This is a genomic window from Phytohabitans flavus (assembly GCF_011764545.1).
Classification (GTDB): Bacteria; Actinomycetota; Actinomycetes; order Mycobacteriales; family Micromonosporaceae; genus Phytohabitans; species Phytohabitans flavus.
The window spans coordinates 1735098-1750331 of the sequence record NZ_AP022870.1; the positions used below are offsets into that span (position 1 = coordinate 1735098).

General features: G+C 75.3%; 7 protein-coding genes and 1 pseudogene. All 8 read right to left on the bottom strand.

The genetic code is table 11. The annotated features are described in order from the left end of the window. Position 1: 1 nt before the first annotated feature. The 8 genes and pseudogenes from Pflav_RS07330 to Pflav_RS07365 all read right to left on the bottom strand — a co-directional run bounded on the left by Pflav_RS07330 (position 2) and on the right by Pflav_RS07365 (position 15125). Positions 2–196 carry an MbtH family protein gene (locus Pflav_RS07330; protein ID WP_173034747.1) on the bottom strand — a complete coding sequence of 65 codons (195 nt, stop codon included), beginning with the start codon at positions 194–196 and terminating at the stop codon, positions 2–4. Then, complete coding sequence (locus tag Pflav_RS07335; protein ID WP_173034749.1) at positions 196–5688, bottom strand: type I polyketide synthase; 5493 nt, start codon at positions 5686–5688, stop codon at positions 196–198. Before Pflav_RS07335 ends, Pflav_RS07330 begins: the two co-directional genes overlap by 1 nt. Further along, the gene (locus Pflav_RS07340) at positions 5685–9050 is read right to left on the bottom strand and encodes a non-ribosomal peptide synthetase (RefSeq protein ID WP_332107737.1); all 3366 of its coding nucleotides are present in this window, start codon (positions 9048–9050) and stop codon (positions 5685–5687) included. Before Pflav_RS07340 ends, Pflav_RS07335 begins: the two co-directional genes overlap by 4 nt. Positions 9051–9189: 139 nt before the next feature. Then, positions 9190–10569 (bottom strand): annotated as a pseudogene (locus Pflav_RS45040) (amino acid adenylation domain-containing protein); the annotation flags it as partial. Then, positions 10569–12926, bottom strand: coding sequence for a lantibiotic dehydratase (locus tag Pflav_RS07345; RefSeq protein WP_197938164.1), 2358 nt, complete (start codon positions 12924–12926; stop codon positions 10569–10571). The gene Pflav_RS07345 and the pseudogene Pflav_RS45040, both read right to left, overlap by 1 nt. After that, positions 12923–13699 (bottom strand): thioesterase II family protein, encoded by a 777-nt coding sequence (locus Pflav_RS07350; RefSeq protein WP_173034753.1) that lies wholly within the window; start codon positions 13697–13699, stop codon positions 12923–12925. Before Pflav_RS07350 ends, Pflav_RS07345 begins: the two co-directional genes overlap by 4 nt. Continuing rightward, positions 13696–14598: a bacterial transcriptional activator domain-containing protein gene (locus tag Pflav_RS45045; RefSeq protein WP_332107862.1), complete on the bottom strand. Its 903-nt coding sequence runs from the start codon at positions 14596–14598 to the stop codon at positions 13696–13698. The genes Pflav_RS07350 and Pflav_RS45045 overlap by 4 nt, the downstream gene beginning before the upstream one ends. Further along, positions 14595–15125, bottom strand: coding sequence for a GNAT family N-acetyltransferase (locus Pflav_RS07365; RefSeq protein ID WP_173034759.1), 531 nt, complete (start codon positions 15123–15125; stop codon positions 14595–14597). Before Pflav_RS07365 ends, Pflav_RS45045 begins: the two co-directional genes overlap by 4 nt. Positions 15126–15234 lie beyond the last annotated feature (109 nt).

The following is a 15234-nucleotide window of genomic DNA, read 5'->3' on the forward strand; positions in this document are numbered from 1 at the left end:
GTCAGGCCTCACCCATCGCGACTCGCAGGCTGCGCGGGCGCATGTCGGTCCAGACCTCGTCGATGTGTGCCAGGCACCGGTCGCGGCTGCCGGCGAAGCCGGTGGCCTGCCAGCCGGCCGGTACCGGCGCGTCCTGCGCCCAGATCGAGAACTGCTCCTCGTCGTTGCGGACCACGAGGTACTCCTGCTCAGCCATCAGGCCGTCCTTCCAGTCGTGGTGGTGCGGTCCGTGCGGGCCAGCACCGGGATCGCGTCGGCCTTCTGCTCGGCGCGCAGGGTTTCCACGTGGCCGGCCAGCGCCGCCACGGTCGGCATTTCGAAGATCGACCGCATCGGCAGCCGGACGCCCAGCTCCTTGCGGGCCATGGCGATGAACTGCACCGCGTTGAGCGAGTTGCCGCCGGCGTCGAAGAGGTCTTCGGTGACGCCGATGGGGCGGCCGAGCACCTCCGCCCAGATCCGGGCGACGCCGGCCTCCAGTTCGGTGCGCGGGGCGTCGAGGCTGCCCGCGCCGTTTCCGGCGGCGGCAGCGCCGGCCGCGCCGACGACCAGGTCCTCCTCGATCGTCTCCTGGGTGAGCCGGCGGGTGTCGGTGATGAGCCGGTGGATCGGCAGCACCGAGGCCACGACCTGCGGGCCGAGGTCGGCGCCGGCCAGCAGGCGGAAGCACTCCGCGCCCTCGGCCGGCCGCATCCGCACCGACGGGTCGCCGCCGGCCTGGGTCTCCTGCTTGGCGGCGGCCGGTGCGGCGACCGCGGCCGCCGGTGTGCCGGCCCGCAGCTCGGCGGCGAACCGCTCGGCGTTGACCCGCCGGCTGGTGAACCGGCTGATCGTCACGATCTCCAGCCCGCTCTCGTCCAGCAGCGACAGGTCGGAGACCCGTACGTCGGCGTCGCCCTCGGGGTCGCGGTGGCGCAGGTGGGTCCAGAACCGGGCCGGCAGCGGGCCGCGGACCGTAACTCGGGCGAACCCGGCCGGCCAGTACGACCCGTCGCCGCCGAGGCCGGTCGCCTCGTCCAGCAGCGCCGGGTGCAGCACCCAGCGGTGCAGGTCGGCGGCGGTGGCGGTGCCCGCCTCCAGCAGGGCCAGCTCCTCGTTCTGTCCACCGTGGACGGTGCGCAGGTTGCCCCAGTGCGGGCCGGCTCGGTGCTCGTCGACGGCCTCGGCCACCAGCGAGCAGCGGGCCTTCACCGCTGCCAGGTCCACAAGGGAGGTACCGGCCGCGTCGACCCAGTGCGCGCTGCCCTCGGCGTGCGTGCGCCGGGCCTCGCCCACTTGGCTTCGCACCGTGAAGGCCAGACCGTCCGCAGTGGGCGCGAACTCCACCCGTACCTCCGCGACGCCGCCCTGGGGCACCGTCAGCGGCTCGCGCAGCACCACGTCGCGCAGCTCCACGGCCTGGCCGGGCGCTGGTGGCGTCGAGACGGCCTGGAACGCCTGCCGGGCCACCTCCAGGTGGCTGGTGCCGGGCAGCACCGGCACCCCACCCACCCGGTGCTCGTCGAGCAGCCAGTGGGTGGTGGCGACCGTGCCGCCGCACCAGTCCGGTTCGTCGCCGTCGCCGCCGTGCCGGGCGGTGAGCAGGTCGGAGTCGATCGGGGTACGACGGTCGCCGCGCTGCAGGGCCCGGAACGCCGCCGGCGCCGCCACCTCGGCCGCCACGCCGACTTCCGACCAGCCGCCCCAGTTGACCGAGACGACCGGCGCCCGCCAGCCGTGGTCGCTGGCCGCGTAGGCGTCCAAGAACTGGTTGGCGGCGCAGTAGTCGACCTGGCCGAACCCGCCCGCCAGCGCGTACGCCGAGGAGCACAGCAGCACGAAGTCGAGCGGCAGGTCGCCGAAGACCGCGTGCAGCGCGAGCGTGCCGGCGACCTTCGGCCGGAGCACCTCCTCGGCGACCTCGCGGTCCTTCACCTCCGCCATGCCGCCACCGGGTACGCCGGCGGTGTGCACGATGCCGTCGAGCCGGCCGAACCGGTCCAGCGCCCGTTCGCGTACCGCCCGCAGGTCCGCCTCGTCGCTGACGTCGGCGGCCGCGACAAGTACCTGGCCGCCGGCCGCCTCCATCCGGCGGATCGCGGCGATGGCCCGGCTGACCCGGTGCGGTGTGCCAGGCGTGGCGAGGGCGGCGTCCCATTCCTCGCGCGGCGGCAGCGCGGTGCGGGAGACCAGCACCAGCCGCGCGCGTAGCCGGGTGGCGAGGTCTTCGGCGACGGTGCTGCCGATGCCGCCGAGCCCACCGGTGATCAGGTACGTGCCGCCCTCGCGCAGCCCGCCGGTCGCCGGGTCGGCCCGCACGGTCCCGGCCGGTACCGGCTGGAACTCCCGCTGCCAGCGGCGGCCGGCCCGGATCGCCACCACGCCCTCGACCGGCTCGGCGGACAACTCGGCGGCGAGTCGGGCGGCGTCGGCCGGCGTGGCGTGCGGCCAGGCGGCGGCCGGGTCGAGGTCGATGTGGCGGACGGCGAGCCACGGCAGCTCCAGCGGCACCACCCCGGCGATGCCGGCGACCGTGGCGTGCTGCGGGCACACCAGGTCCGAACCGGTCACGTCCTGGGTGCCGGCGGTGAGCGTGACAAGCTCCACGCCACCGTCCAGCCCGGCCCCGGCCAGCGCCTGGGTCAGGTTGAGCAGGCTGAAGAAGCCTCGGTCCTGTGCCTGCCAGCCGCGCGCGCCGTGGGTGTCCGACAGCGGCCAGGCGTGCACGATCCGCCTCGGCACACCGCCGCCGGCCAGGTCCGCCAGCAGCGCGTCGTAGTCGGCGCGGACCGCCGGCCGGATCGTGTAGCCGCCGTCGCCGTCGCGGGAGTACGCCGCCCCGGAGCGGACCAGGACGACCTCGGTGCCGTCTGGCAGCGGCCCCTCGGGCCGGTTCAGGTCGGCGAAGAGCAGGCACCGGCCCAGTGGCCGCGCCGGTGCGGCGGGCGGCAGCTGGCGCCAGGCGGGCACGGCGAACCACTGGTCCAGCGGGCGCCGCCGCTCGTCGTGCGCGACGTCGTCGACGTGGTCGTCGGTGTCCGGCTTGACCCAGTGGTACGACCGCTCCCACGGATAGGTGGGCAGTGGCACGCGGCGCCCGGCCGGCCCGACCGCCGCCAGGTCGAGGGAGACGCCCGCGACCCACAGCTGGCCGGCCGTGCCGTACAGCGTCTCCACCTCGGACTTCTTCTCGCCGCGGTGCGGCAGGCTGGCCAGGGCGGTGAAGTCGCCGCCCTTGTGTAGCTTGGCCAGCCCGGCCAGCTGCCGGCCGGGTCCGCACTCGACCAGCTGCCAGGCGCCGCCCTCGATCAGGGTGTCCAGGCAGTCGGCGAAGCGCACCGGCTCGCGCAGGTGGCGGGCCCAGTACGACGGGTCGGTCGCCTCGGCGGCGGTGATCCAGGTGCCGGTGACGTTGGACAAGAACGGCTGCGCCGGCGGCGTGAGCGGCACCTGCGCCACCACCGCCCGGAACGCGGCCAGGACCGGCTCCATCATCACCGAGTGGAACGCGTGCGAGGTGCGCAGCGCCCGGGCGCCGATCTCGTCGGCCGCCAGCTCCGCCGCCAGCTTCTCGATCGCCTCCGCCGGGCCGGCGACCACCGTGGCGCCGGGGCCGTTGACGGCCGCGACCGACACGTCGGCGGGCAGCCGGGGGCGCAGCTCGTCCTCGTCGAGCCGAACCGCGAGCATCTTGCCCGGCGGCATGCCCTGCATCAGGCGGCCTCGGGCGGCGACCACGCGCAGCGCGTCGGCCAGCTCGAAGACGCCGGCGACGGTCGCCGCCACGTACTCGCCGATGCTGTGCCCGACCATCGCGGCCGCGCCAAGGCCCCACGAGCGCCAGAGCCGGGCCAGGGCGTAGCAGACGGTGAACAGCGCCGGCTGGGCCAGCTCGGTGCGGCCCAGCTCCCGTTCGGCCTCCGCACCGCCGTCGAGCAGGACCGTGCGCAGGTCCACGCCGGTCTCGGGCAGCAGCAGGTCGGCGCACTCGTCGACGGCCGCGCGGAAGACCGGCTCGGTCGCGTACAGCTGGGCGCCCATGCCCGCGTACTGCGCGCCCTGCCCGGAGAACATGAGCGCGACCCGCGGCGGGGTGGCCGGCGCGGTGCCGGCGCCGCGGCGGGTGGCGTTGCCGAGCGCGGTGGCGGCGGCGGCCGGGTCGCCGGCGACCACGGCCAGCCGGTGGGTGTGCTGGCGGCGGCCGACCCGCAGGGTGTACGACACGTCGCGCAGGTCGGTCTCGCGCACCGCCTCCCAGGGGCCTCGGCCGGTGTCCTCGGTGAGGTGGGCGGCCAGCCGCCGGGCCGACTCGGCGAGCCCGGTTTCGGTGCGCGCGCTGAGCACGATCAGGTGCGCGGGGTGCGCCGGAGGCTCGGCCGGCCGGAGCACCGGGTCCGCCGCCGGCGGCTCGGCCATGACGATGTGGCCGTTGGTGCCGCCCATGCCGAACGAGCTGACCCCGGCCCGGCGCGGCGAGCCGTTCGCCTTCCACGGCGACAGCGCCGCGTTGACCCAGAACGGGCCCGGGTCGATGCGGGGGTTGAGCTTCTCGAAGTGCAGGGTGGGCGGGAGCAGCCCGTTCTCGATCGCGAGCACCACCTTGATCACGCTGGCGATGCCGGCCGCCGGCCCGAGGTGGCCGATGTTGGGCTTGACCGACCCGATCGCGCACCACGCCTCGCCGTCCGGGGCCGGGTCACGCCGGTACGCGGCGCCGAGCGCGGCCAGCTCGATCGGGTCGCCCAGTTCGGTGCCGGTGCCGTGCGCCTCGACGTAGGTGATCGTCGTCGGGTCGACGCCGGCCACGCCGAGCGCCTGGGCGATGACCGCGGTCTGGCCCTGCTGGCTCGGCGAGGTGTACCCGGCCCGGTCGGCGCCGTCGTTGTTGATCGCGTTGCCGAGCACGACGGCCCGGACGTGGTCGCCGTCGCGCAGTGCCGCCGACAGTGGCTTGAGCAGCACCATCCCGCCGCCGTTGCCCCAGATGGTGCCTTCGGCCGCGGCGTCGAAGGTGCGGATGTGGCCGTCCGAGGAGTGCACACCGCCCTCGGCGTACACGTAGCCCCAGCCCAGTGGCAGGTCCACACTGGCCGCACCGGTCAGCGCCATGTCGCACTCGCCGGCCCGCAGCGCCTCGCAGGCCAGGTGCAATGTGACCAGCGCGGTGGAGCAGGCGGTGCCGACCGACAGGCTGGGGCCGCGCAGGTCGAGCTGGTACGACAGGAACGTGCTCAGGAACGCGGGGTGGGTGTTGACCGCGACGGCCAGCTCACCGGCCCCGTTGAAGATCCGGCGGTTGCGGCGCACGTTGCGCCACTCGTAGCTGGCGTCGCCGCAGCCCACGTACACGCCGATGTCGCCCCGGTAGCGGGTGGCGTCGTAGCCCGCATCCTCCAGTGTGGTGTGTGCCAGCTCCAGCAGCAGCCGGTGCTGCGGGTCGCGCAGCTCCGCCTCCCGGGGCGACATGCCGAAGTAGGCGGCGTCGAAGTACTCGTAGTCGTCGAGGTAGGCCGCGGCCGGTACGAAGGCGGGGTCGGACAGCATGCTCTCCGGCACGCCGAACGCCGCCTGCTCGGCCAGCGTGGTCGTCTTGATCGACTCCACGCCGTTGACCAGGTTCTGCCAGAACTGGCCGGCGTCGCGGGCGCCGGGCAGCCGGCAGGCCAGTCCGATGATCGCGATCGGCTCCACGTCCGGGTCGTCGGTCATGATGTTGCTCCCCTCAGGTCTGCGCGGGCGGTGCGGCGGGCGCGGCGGCGCCGCTCCATACCGCGCTTGACGCCCCGGTCGAGTTGGCCTTCTTCGCTTCCGCCGTCCAGGTGGGCCGCGAGCGCGCGGACCGTGGGGCAGCGAAACAGGTCGATGACCGGTACCTCCCGGCCGAGTGCGCGGCCGAGCTGTGCGGCGGCGGCGACCGCCGCCATCGAGTGGCCGCCGGCCTCGAAGAAGTTGTCGGTGGCGGCGAGCGTCGGGCGCACCAGCACGGTGCGCCAGATGCCGGCGATCAGCCGCTCGGTCGCGGTCGCCGGGTCCTCGGTGGCGCCGGGGCCACCCCGGTGCGGCGCGACCGCCGCCAGCGCCGCCCGGTCCACCTTGCCGTTGGTGGTCAGCGGCAGCTGCGGCAGCAGCGCGACGTCGGCGGGCGCGGCGTGGTCGCCGAGGTGGGCGCGGACGTGGGCGAGCAGCTCGCCGGTGCGGACCCCGGTGCGGGCCGGCACCACGAACGCCCGCAGGGTGCGCTCGGCGCCGTCGCCAGCGGTGATGACCGCGGCCCGGGCGACGCCGGGGTGCGCCGTCAGCACCGACTCGACCTCGCCCAGCTCGACCCGGAAGCCACGGATCTTGACCTGGTCGTCGGAGCGCCCGGCCAGCACCACCGTGCCGTCCGGCCGAAACCGGCCCAGGTCGCCGGTGCGGTACAGCCGGTCGTCGGCGCCGTCCGGGTCGGGCGGGGTGCCGAACCGGTCCGCCGGCTCGGCGGCCAGGTACCGGCTGCGGATCACGACGTCGCCGAGCTCGCCCACGGCGGCCGGTGCGCCGTTGCGGTCGAGCACCAGCAGCCGCGCCCCGTCGATGCCCTGGCCGACCGGCACCGGGTGCTGGTCGCCGGCACCCGGCCCGGGCGGCACCTCGTACCAGGCCTGCCCCTGCGGGGTCTCGGTGGCGCCGTACATGTTGGCGACCCGGGTGGCCGGGGCGAGCCGGCGCAGCGCGGCCACGTCGCCATAGCGGAGCTGGTCGCCGCCGACCACGACAAGCCGCAGCCGGGGCAGGGCCGCGGCGGCCGGGGCGGCGTCGGCCAGGAGCCGGGCCAGCTGCGGGGTCAGGTGCGCCACCGTCACCCGCTGTTCGGCCAGCCAGGCCAGCAACCGCGCCGGGTCGCGCAGCAGCTCCTGCTCCGGTACGCACAGCCGCGCGCCGAGCACCAGCGGCGTGAACACGTCGCGCAGCGCCGGGTCGTGGCCGAGCCCGGCCAGCAGGGCGAACCGGTCGTCGGCCCCGATGCCGGACGTCGCGGGGTACCAGTCGAGGAAGTGCGCCAGCGGCCGCTCCGGCGCGGCGACGAGCGTGGGCTCGCCGGTGGTGCCGGAGGTCAGCGAAAGGTAGCCGCGTCCGCCAGCCGGCACCGCGTACAGCTCGCCGTCCGCCCCGGCCGGCGCGTCGGCCACGTCGATCAGCAGGCGAGGGGCGGCGGCGCGCAGCTGCCGTTCCCGGGCGGCCGGCGGAAGCGCCGCGTCCAGCACCAGCCAGCGGGCACCGGTGGCCAGGACGCCGAGCAGCACCGCCGGCAGCCGCACGTCACGGGCGGCGAGCACGGCCACCGTCTGCCCGGCGGTGACCCCGGCGTCGCGGACCACCCCCGCGGTGCCGGCGGCGTGTGCCAGCAGCTCACGGTAGGTCAGCCGGCCGCCGGCACCTTCGGCGACGACCGTGTCCGGCCGGGCCTCGGCCCGCTCCCGGATCCGCTCGACAAGGCCGGGGCCGTGCCAGGGGGCCGGCAGCGGCTCCCAGCCCGGCAGGCCGCTGTCCGGCGGGCGCGACGTCGCCGCGCCGACCGGCCGGTCCGGGTCGGCGCAGAGCCGCTCCAGCAGGTGTACGTAGCCGGCCAGCAGCGCCTCGATCCGCGCCGCGTCGTACAGGTCTGGGTTGTAGGCGGCGCGCAGGGCGTACCCGGTCGCGTCCTCGTCGACGTAGAGGGTCAGGTCGAACAGCGAGCCGGGCAGCACCGGCGTGATCGGCCGCGCGTCGACTCCGGACAGCTCCAGCCGGTGGCCGGTGAATCCGTACATGTTGAACAGCACCTGCACGACCGGGTTGCGGGACAGGTCGCGGGCGCCGCCGCCGGCCTGCACCAGCCGGTCCAGGGCCAGGTCGGGGTGGGCCAGCGCGGCGGAGATCTCGTCGCGGCAGCGCTGTACGTGGCTGGCGAAGCCATCGTCGTCACGGACTGTCAGCCGCAGCGGCATGACTTGCACGAAGCAGCCGATGGTCGGTTCGAAGGCGGCGTGCCGGCGGTCCGCGAGCGGCGTGCCGACGATCAGGTCGCGCTGCCCGGTCAGCCGGCGCAGCTGCTGGCCGAACGCGGCGAGCAGCACCGCGAACGGGGTCGCGCCGGCCTCGGCGGCCAGCGCCCGGATCCGCGCGACGGTCTCCGGGCGCAGCCGGGCCTGTGCGTCGGCGCCGCGGAAGGTCTGCACCGGCGGCCGCGACCGGTCCCGGGGCAGGTCGAGCACGAGCGGCGCGCCGGCCAGGTGCTCGGTCCACCAGGCCCGGTCGCGGTCGGCGGCACCCGTGCGCCCCTCCAGCCAGGCCACGTAGTCGGCGAAGCCGGCCGGTGGCTCCCACGCCGGTCCGTCCGCGCCGGTGGCCCGCCGGTACCCGCGGGCCAGGTCACGGTAGAGCACGCCCCACGACCAGCCGTCGAAGACGATGTGGTGCACGGTGACGGCGAGGATGTGCTCCTGCGGTGAGAGCCGGATCAGCCGCGCCCTCCACAGTGGACCGCCAGCCAGGTCGAACGGGGTACGCGCGGTCGCGTCCAGCAGCTGCTCGACTTCCGGCCCGCCGAGGCCGGTGCGGTCGGTGTACTCGAAGGGGAGGTCGCCGGGCGGGTCGACGACGACCCGGGGCACCCCGCCCGTCTGCGGCACCCGCCAGCGCAGCGCCTCCTGCCGGTCGGCCAGCATCTCCAGCGCCGCCCGCAGCGCCGGCACGTCCAGGGGTCCGTGCAGCCGTTCGGCCAGGGCGATGTTGTGGGCGGCGGTGCCGGGGGTGAGCTGCTCGACGAACCACATCTGGCGCTGGGCCGCCGACAGCGCCGGCGCCGAGCCGGTCGGCACCGCGTCGTCGGTCAGCGGCGGCGCGGCGGCGACCCGTTCGGCGAGCCCGGCCACCGTCCCGCCCCGGTAGACGTCCTCGATCGAGACCTCCCGGCCGGTGCCCGGGCGCAGCGCCGCGACCAGCCGCATGGCCAGCAGCGAGTGGCCGCCGGCGCCGATGAACTCGGTGTCCGGTGCCGGCGGTGCGGACTCGAACACCCGCGCCCAGGTCGCGGTGACGGCCGCCAGCACACCCCGGCCGGCGGGGCTCCGGCGCGGGAGTGTCGGCCCGATCCGGCAGGGCGCGGTTGCGAAGCGCCGCGAGATCCACCTTGCCGGACAGGTTGAGGGGCAGTTGGGGGAGGCGTACCACCTCGGTCGGGGCCATGTAGCCGGGCATCCGGTGCAGGCAGTGCTCGCGCAGCTCGGCCACGTCCGGCGCGTGCGCCGGCGTCAGGTACGCCACCAGGTGCTTGACTCCGCCGCGCTCGGCGACGTCGACGACCGCGTGGTGCACCCGGGGGTGGGCGCGCACCACGGTCTCCACCTCGCCGATCTCGACCCGCTGCCCCTGGATCTTCACCTGCCGGTCGAGCCGGCCGAGGTAGGCGATCGTGCCGTCGGGCTCCAGCCGCACCAGGTCGCCGGTGCGGTAGAGGCGGGCGCCGGGCACCGGGCCGAACGGGTCGGGTACGAAAGCGGTGGCGGTCTGCGCCGGCCGGCCGTGGTAGCCGCGGGCCAGCTGCGGGCCGCCGACACACAGCTCGCCGGCGACCCCGGGCGGGCACGGGCGCAGCCGCTCGTCCAGCACGTACGCGTCGCAGCCGGGCAGCGGGGTGCCGATCGGCAGCGGCCGGTCCCAGGCGCCGGTCAGTTCGCCGCCGACCACGATCACGGTGGTCTCGGTCGGCCCGTACCAGTTGTGGAAGCGCTTGGTCGGCGGCGCGGACCAGCGGTGTACCTGTTCCGGGCCGCACGGCTCGCCGGCCGAGAACAGGTCGGCCAGGTCGGGTAGCTGATCCGGGTCGAGCAGCGGTAGCACCGCCGGCGGCAGCATGGCCGAGGTGACCCGGTGCTCGCGAAGGAACCGCTGAAGCCGCACCGGGTCGACCCGGTCGGCGTCCGGCACCAGCGCCACCGAGGCGCCCCGGGCCAGCGGTAGGAGCAGGTCGAAGACCGAGGTGTCGAAGCCGAGCGAGGCGAACCCGGCGCTGCGACCTCCGTTCAGTGGCCGGTGCAGCGCGGCGGCCTCGCCGAACGCGGTGACGTTGCGGTGGCTGACCACCACGCCCTTGGGCACGCCGGTCGAGCCGGAGGTGTAGAGCACGTAGGCGCTGTTGTCCGGCCGCACCTGGCCGGTCCACTGTGGAATCGGACCGGCCGGGGCGCCGAGCGGTATGTCGAGCAGGCGCAGGCCGGCGTCGGCGAGCAGGTCGCGGCCGGTGGCGTCGACCACGACGGCGCCGATCCGCGCATCGGCCAGGATCGTGTCGAGCCGCCGCCGCGGGTGGTTGGGGTCGAGCGGCACGTACGCGCCGCCGGCCAGCATGATGCCGAGCACGGCGACCGGCAGCCCGATGCCGCGGGTGGCGCAGATGCCGACCCGCACCTCCGGTCCCACGCCGGCGGCCCGCAGCCGCGCGGCGAGCAGTGCGGCGGCGCCGACCAGCTCCCGGTACGTCAGCCGGTGCTCCCACTGCACGACCGCGTCGGCGTCCGGAGTGGACCGGGCCTGCGCGAGCACCAGCTCCGGCAGGGTCGCGGCGCTCATCACAGGTCCTCCACGCGGGTCGCGGGCAACTCGGGATCGCGGATCTGGAGCCGGAGCTCGGAGATGTACCGGTGGCCGTCCGCGTCCGGCACCCAGGCCTGGCTCGCGTCGGGCAGCATCTCCGTGATCACGACCGACACCTGCTCGCCGCTCTCCAGGCGTGCCGAGCGCAGCGCGCTGGCCAGCGACGCGATGTACAGCGGGCTGGTCAGGTCGGCGAACATCGGCTTGGTCTCGGTGCCGATCTTGACGAACACCTGGTCCGGCAGGCCGAGCTTGCGGGCCCAGGCACGGGCCGCGAGGTACCGCTCGGCGTCGCCGACGGCCCACGCCAGCCGGCAGTCGGCGATCGTGGTCCGCCAGGTCTCCCGGGCGACGACCATGTCGTCCAGCACCAGCCGCGGGGTGTGCGCGTCGGCGCCGGCCAGCTTGAACACATCGACGGCCACCTCGGCCAGCAGCCGGTCGAAGACCTCCAGCAGCGGCCAGGCGCGGCCGTCCGGCGCGGTCACCTCCAGCCGGCCATCCTGCTCCGACACGAGCAGGGCGCTGATCGGCACCAGCCGGTCCGGGTCGGCGCCCGGCGCCGCGGCGAAGCCGAGCTGCGGATCGCGCAGGTCCTCCAGGGCGAACGCCAGCCGGGTGGTGTACCTCGGCCAGACCAGCGGCAGCAGCGGCAGCATCCGGTCGGGGCCAAGGTCCTCGCGGAGCGCGGCGGTCAGCGCGGCGGGGTCGGGGTGCGCGCCGACGAACACGCCACAGGCGTTGGTGGCCCAGGCGACGTGCATCTCGCCGAGCACCGCGGTGAACTCGCCGCGGCCGACGGCCTCGGCGCTCTCGGCGCAGATCTGCAGGTCGGGACTGTGGATCCGGCCGGCCGACCAGCCCGGACGGTCGGCGGGAAACAGCTCCTCGACGGTCGGGCCGAGCCCGGAGGTCGAGACCCGCACCACCCGGTCACCGCCGCCGCCCGGCGACGCCGCGTCGAGTCCGAACAGGACGGCCCACCGCTTGGTCAGGTCGGCGGCGACCGCCTCGGCCGGCCGGGTGGCGGTGCCGTAGAACAGCCCCTGGGCCAGGTACCAGAGCTGGCCCAGCGGCACCTGCGGCGAGCCCTGCTCGGCCGCGAGGTCCTGGTACAGCTCGGTCAGCGCGTCCAGATAGGACGCGGCGACGGCGGCGGTGACCCACCGGGCGGCCCGCAGCACCACGTCCAGCGGCGCGGCGATCGCGGTGAGCACCGGCCCGCCGATCTCGACGTCCAGGTCGCGGACGGTGTCCTCCCAGCACAGGCCGCGGCCGGCGTACGTCTGGCCGGCGCTGCGGCCCGGCTCCTGCCCGGTGACGGCGGTGAACTCGGCGTCGAGGGCGGCCAGTGCGGCCAGCAGCGCGTCCGGGTCACCGGCCGCCGCGGCGACGGCGTCGCGGGCCCGGCACAGCCGGTCCAGCCCGGCCAGCGCGGCGTCGCGCAGCGCCGGGTCGCCGATCGCGGCCAGCCGGTCGCGCAGCACGTCCTCGGCGTCGAGGCGCACCGGCACGTCCAGCGTCCAGCGCAGGACGCCGCGCCGGGCGAGCTGATCGAGCAGCGTGTACACCTCTTCCTCGGTGCGGGTGGCCGATCCCGGGTCGGCGGCCATCGCGGCGGCGATCCACTCGGCGGTGTGCCGGCCGTCGCAGCGGGCCAGCAGGTCGGCCTCGCCCGCGGACAGCTCCGCCGGCGGCCGGATCGGGTCGAGCAGCCGCCGGCCCGGCGCCAGTGCCAGGTGCGGCTGTAGCGCCGGCGGCAGGTACCGCCGCACCCGGCGGTCCCGCATGACGTGGTCGGCGTACGCGGCCAGTGCCCAGTGCTCCAGGTAGACCCGCCGCCGCCGGAGGAGACCGTGGCCGGGCCGGGTGTTCGACGCAGGGCCGTCGGCGTCGACTCCGGCCCAGCACACGGGGCCGAAGAAGCCGATGGTCTCGGCTTTCGCGCAGTACCGCTGCCAGTAACGGGCGATGATGCGTTCGCGTTCGCGGTGTTTGCGGTCGCGCCGCGGGGTCGGGCCGGCCGCGGCCACCCCGTCGAGCGCGCGCAGCACCGAGCGGGCCTGCCAGGTGACCGCCTCGCGGAAGCGGGGGTCGGTGGCGATGGCGTGTACGGTCGCCGAGCCGCGGGCGAGCGCCCCGGCGAGGGCCCGGTCGAGCGCGCCGCGGTCGGCCCGCCCGTCCAGGTGGGCGTCGGCGACCAGGGCCAGGTCGGGGGCGGAGAGCTGGGTCAGGCCGCCGGCCGGGAAGCCGGCGGTGCGCAGCAGCCCCTGCCGCCACACCTGCCAGACAGTGCCGGGCAGCGCTGTCAGGTGGGCCGGGACGCCGGTCACCGGTACACCGGCGGACGTGCGGCCGCGCCGTCGGTGACGGCGCTCAGGTCGGCGGCGAGCAGCGCGGCCAGCTCGGTCAGGCAGGTGCGGGTGAAGAAGTGGTCGCCCGGCAGGGTGTACAGGGCGAAGCCGGCGGCCGCCTGGCGCGACCAGCCGGCCATCCGGTCCGGGGTAGCCTGCGGGTCGGTGGCGCCGGCGAGGGCCACGACCGGCACGGTCAGCGGCGGCTCCGGCCGGAAGCGGTACTCGTGCAGCCAGCGGAAGTCGGCGCGCAGCACCGGCAGCAGCAGCTCCCGCAGCTCGGGCAGGTCGCGCAGCTCGGTGGGGGCGCCGATGCCGTCGATCAGGGCGGCGAGGAACGCCCCGTCGGGCAGCTCGACGGCCCGGGCGAGGGGGACCGGCTCGTCAGGTGGCACGGCGGCGGCGACGTAGAGCCGCTCGGGCGGCCGGGCGCCGAGCCGGCGAAGCTCGCGGACGACGTCGAAGCCGAGCCGGGCGCCGAGGCTGTGCCCGTAGACGGCGTAGGGGCGGTCGACCCGTTCGGCGATGGCGGCCGCGATCGCCGGCGGGGAGAGGTCGATGGGTTCGGCGATGCGGTCCTCGCGCCCGGGCAGCCGTACCGGTGCGATCTCGATCTCGGTGGGGAAGGCTGCCCGCCAGTCGTGGAACATGCTCGCTCCGCCGCCGCTGTACGGCAGGCAGAACAGGACGCATCCGGCTTCCGGCCGGTTGCCGGCGCGGGCGAACCATCGTTGGGCCTGACCTGTTGTCATCGGCTACTCCCGTTGTGGCGACCGCTGTCACGGTGTTTTCTATCGACCGCCGCTAACCCCTCGATCTGTTCCAGAGGGGCACCGAGGTAAGGGACCAATGAGGTTTGGCTGATTTCTCGCTGCGGCGCCAGTTCGTGTCCCGACCGCAGCTGGCGAAACAGTTCCTCGGTCGCCGGCTCCGGCACCGCGTCGAACTCGCGGCGCAGGATCTCGCGGCAAAGCCGGTACTGGCTCATCGCCTGGGCGCGCTGGCCGAGCCGGGCGTGGCAGACCATGACCATGCGGTGCCCGTCCTCGCGGCACGGGTCGCGCGACAGCAGCCGCTGGCCGTGGTACAGCGCCCGCAGGTACTCGGCCCGCAGGAGGTGGTGCTCGGCCAGCCGGGCCAGGACGTTGAGGTAGACCCCGCGCAGCCGCTCCCGTTCGATCAGCACCGACAGGTCGGTGTCGCCTGGGCACAGGTCCCCGCGGTACAGCTCGATCGCCTGCTCGTAAGCGGTGACCGCCGCGGCGGTGTCGCCGGCCCGCGAGGCCCGCTCCCCCGGGCGACGCCGCCGGTGAAGCGCAGCGTGTCGACGTCGATGCCGGTCGAGACGTCGAGCCGGTACCCCTCCTCGGTGCGCAGCAGCGGCGGCCCGGTCAGCGCGTCGCCGAGCAGCCGGCGCAGCCCGTGCACCAGCGTGTTCAGCGACTGGCCGGCCCGTTCCGGATCGGTGCCCGGCCAGAGCGCCTCGACCAGGCCGGCCCGGCTCGCCTGCTGGCGGTCGTCGAGCGCGAGCGTGACCAGCAACTGTTTGATCTTGCCGCCGCGCCGCAGCGGCACCGGCCGGCCGTTCTTGACCAGCTGGAAATCGCCGAAGAGGCAGACGAGGACCGGGGCGGCGGGTCTCATCGCTCAGGCCGCCGGTCGTACGTCACATCGGATCACCGAGTAGAGGACCTGGTTTCGCCAGGAGCCGCGGTGGAAGTAACAGCCGCGCAGCACCCCCTCGCGCTGGAACCCCACCCGCTCCAGTGACCTCTGCTCGGCGAAGTTCTCCTCGTCGGTCAGCGCCTCCAGACGGTTGGCGGTGGTGTAGTCGAACAGGTAGTCGACCAGGAGCCGCTGCGCCGCCGTGCCAAGCCCGTGGCCCCGGTACTCCGGGAGCAGGGCGATGCCGATCTCGAAGCAGCCGCCGATAGGGCCGCTGCGGCGGGTAGAGCGGTAGCTCACCACGCCCGCGGCGCTGCCGTCGGCCGCGGCCACGGCGAGTGCCGTGAGGTCGGGGCCGACGTAACCGTCCTTCTCCCACCGCCGCCGCCGGATGTGTGGGTCGATGAAACCGATCCACTCGAACTCACCGACCGCCTCCGGATCGGTGCACAGCCGGTCCAGGAATTGCAGATCCTCTTCCAGGAAAGCGCGCAGCGAAACCTTGCCGTCCATCAGCTCCCCTTGTGCCGTCTGCGTAATCGCGTAATCGCGCGGGCGGTGATCCCCGATGTGTGCACCGGTCGCCGCTGCGTGGTGGGGACGCTACTTTTCGGCGTCGTTC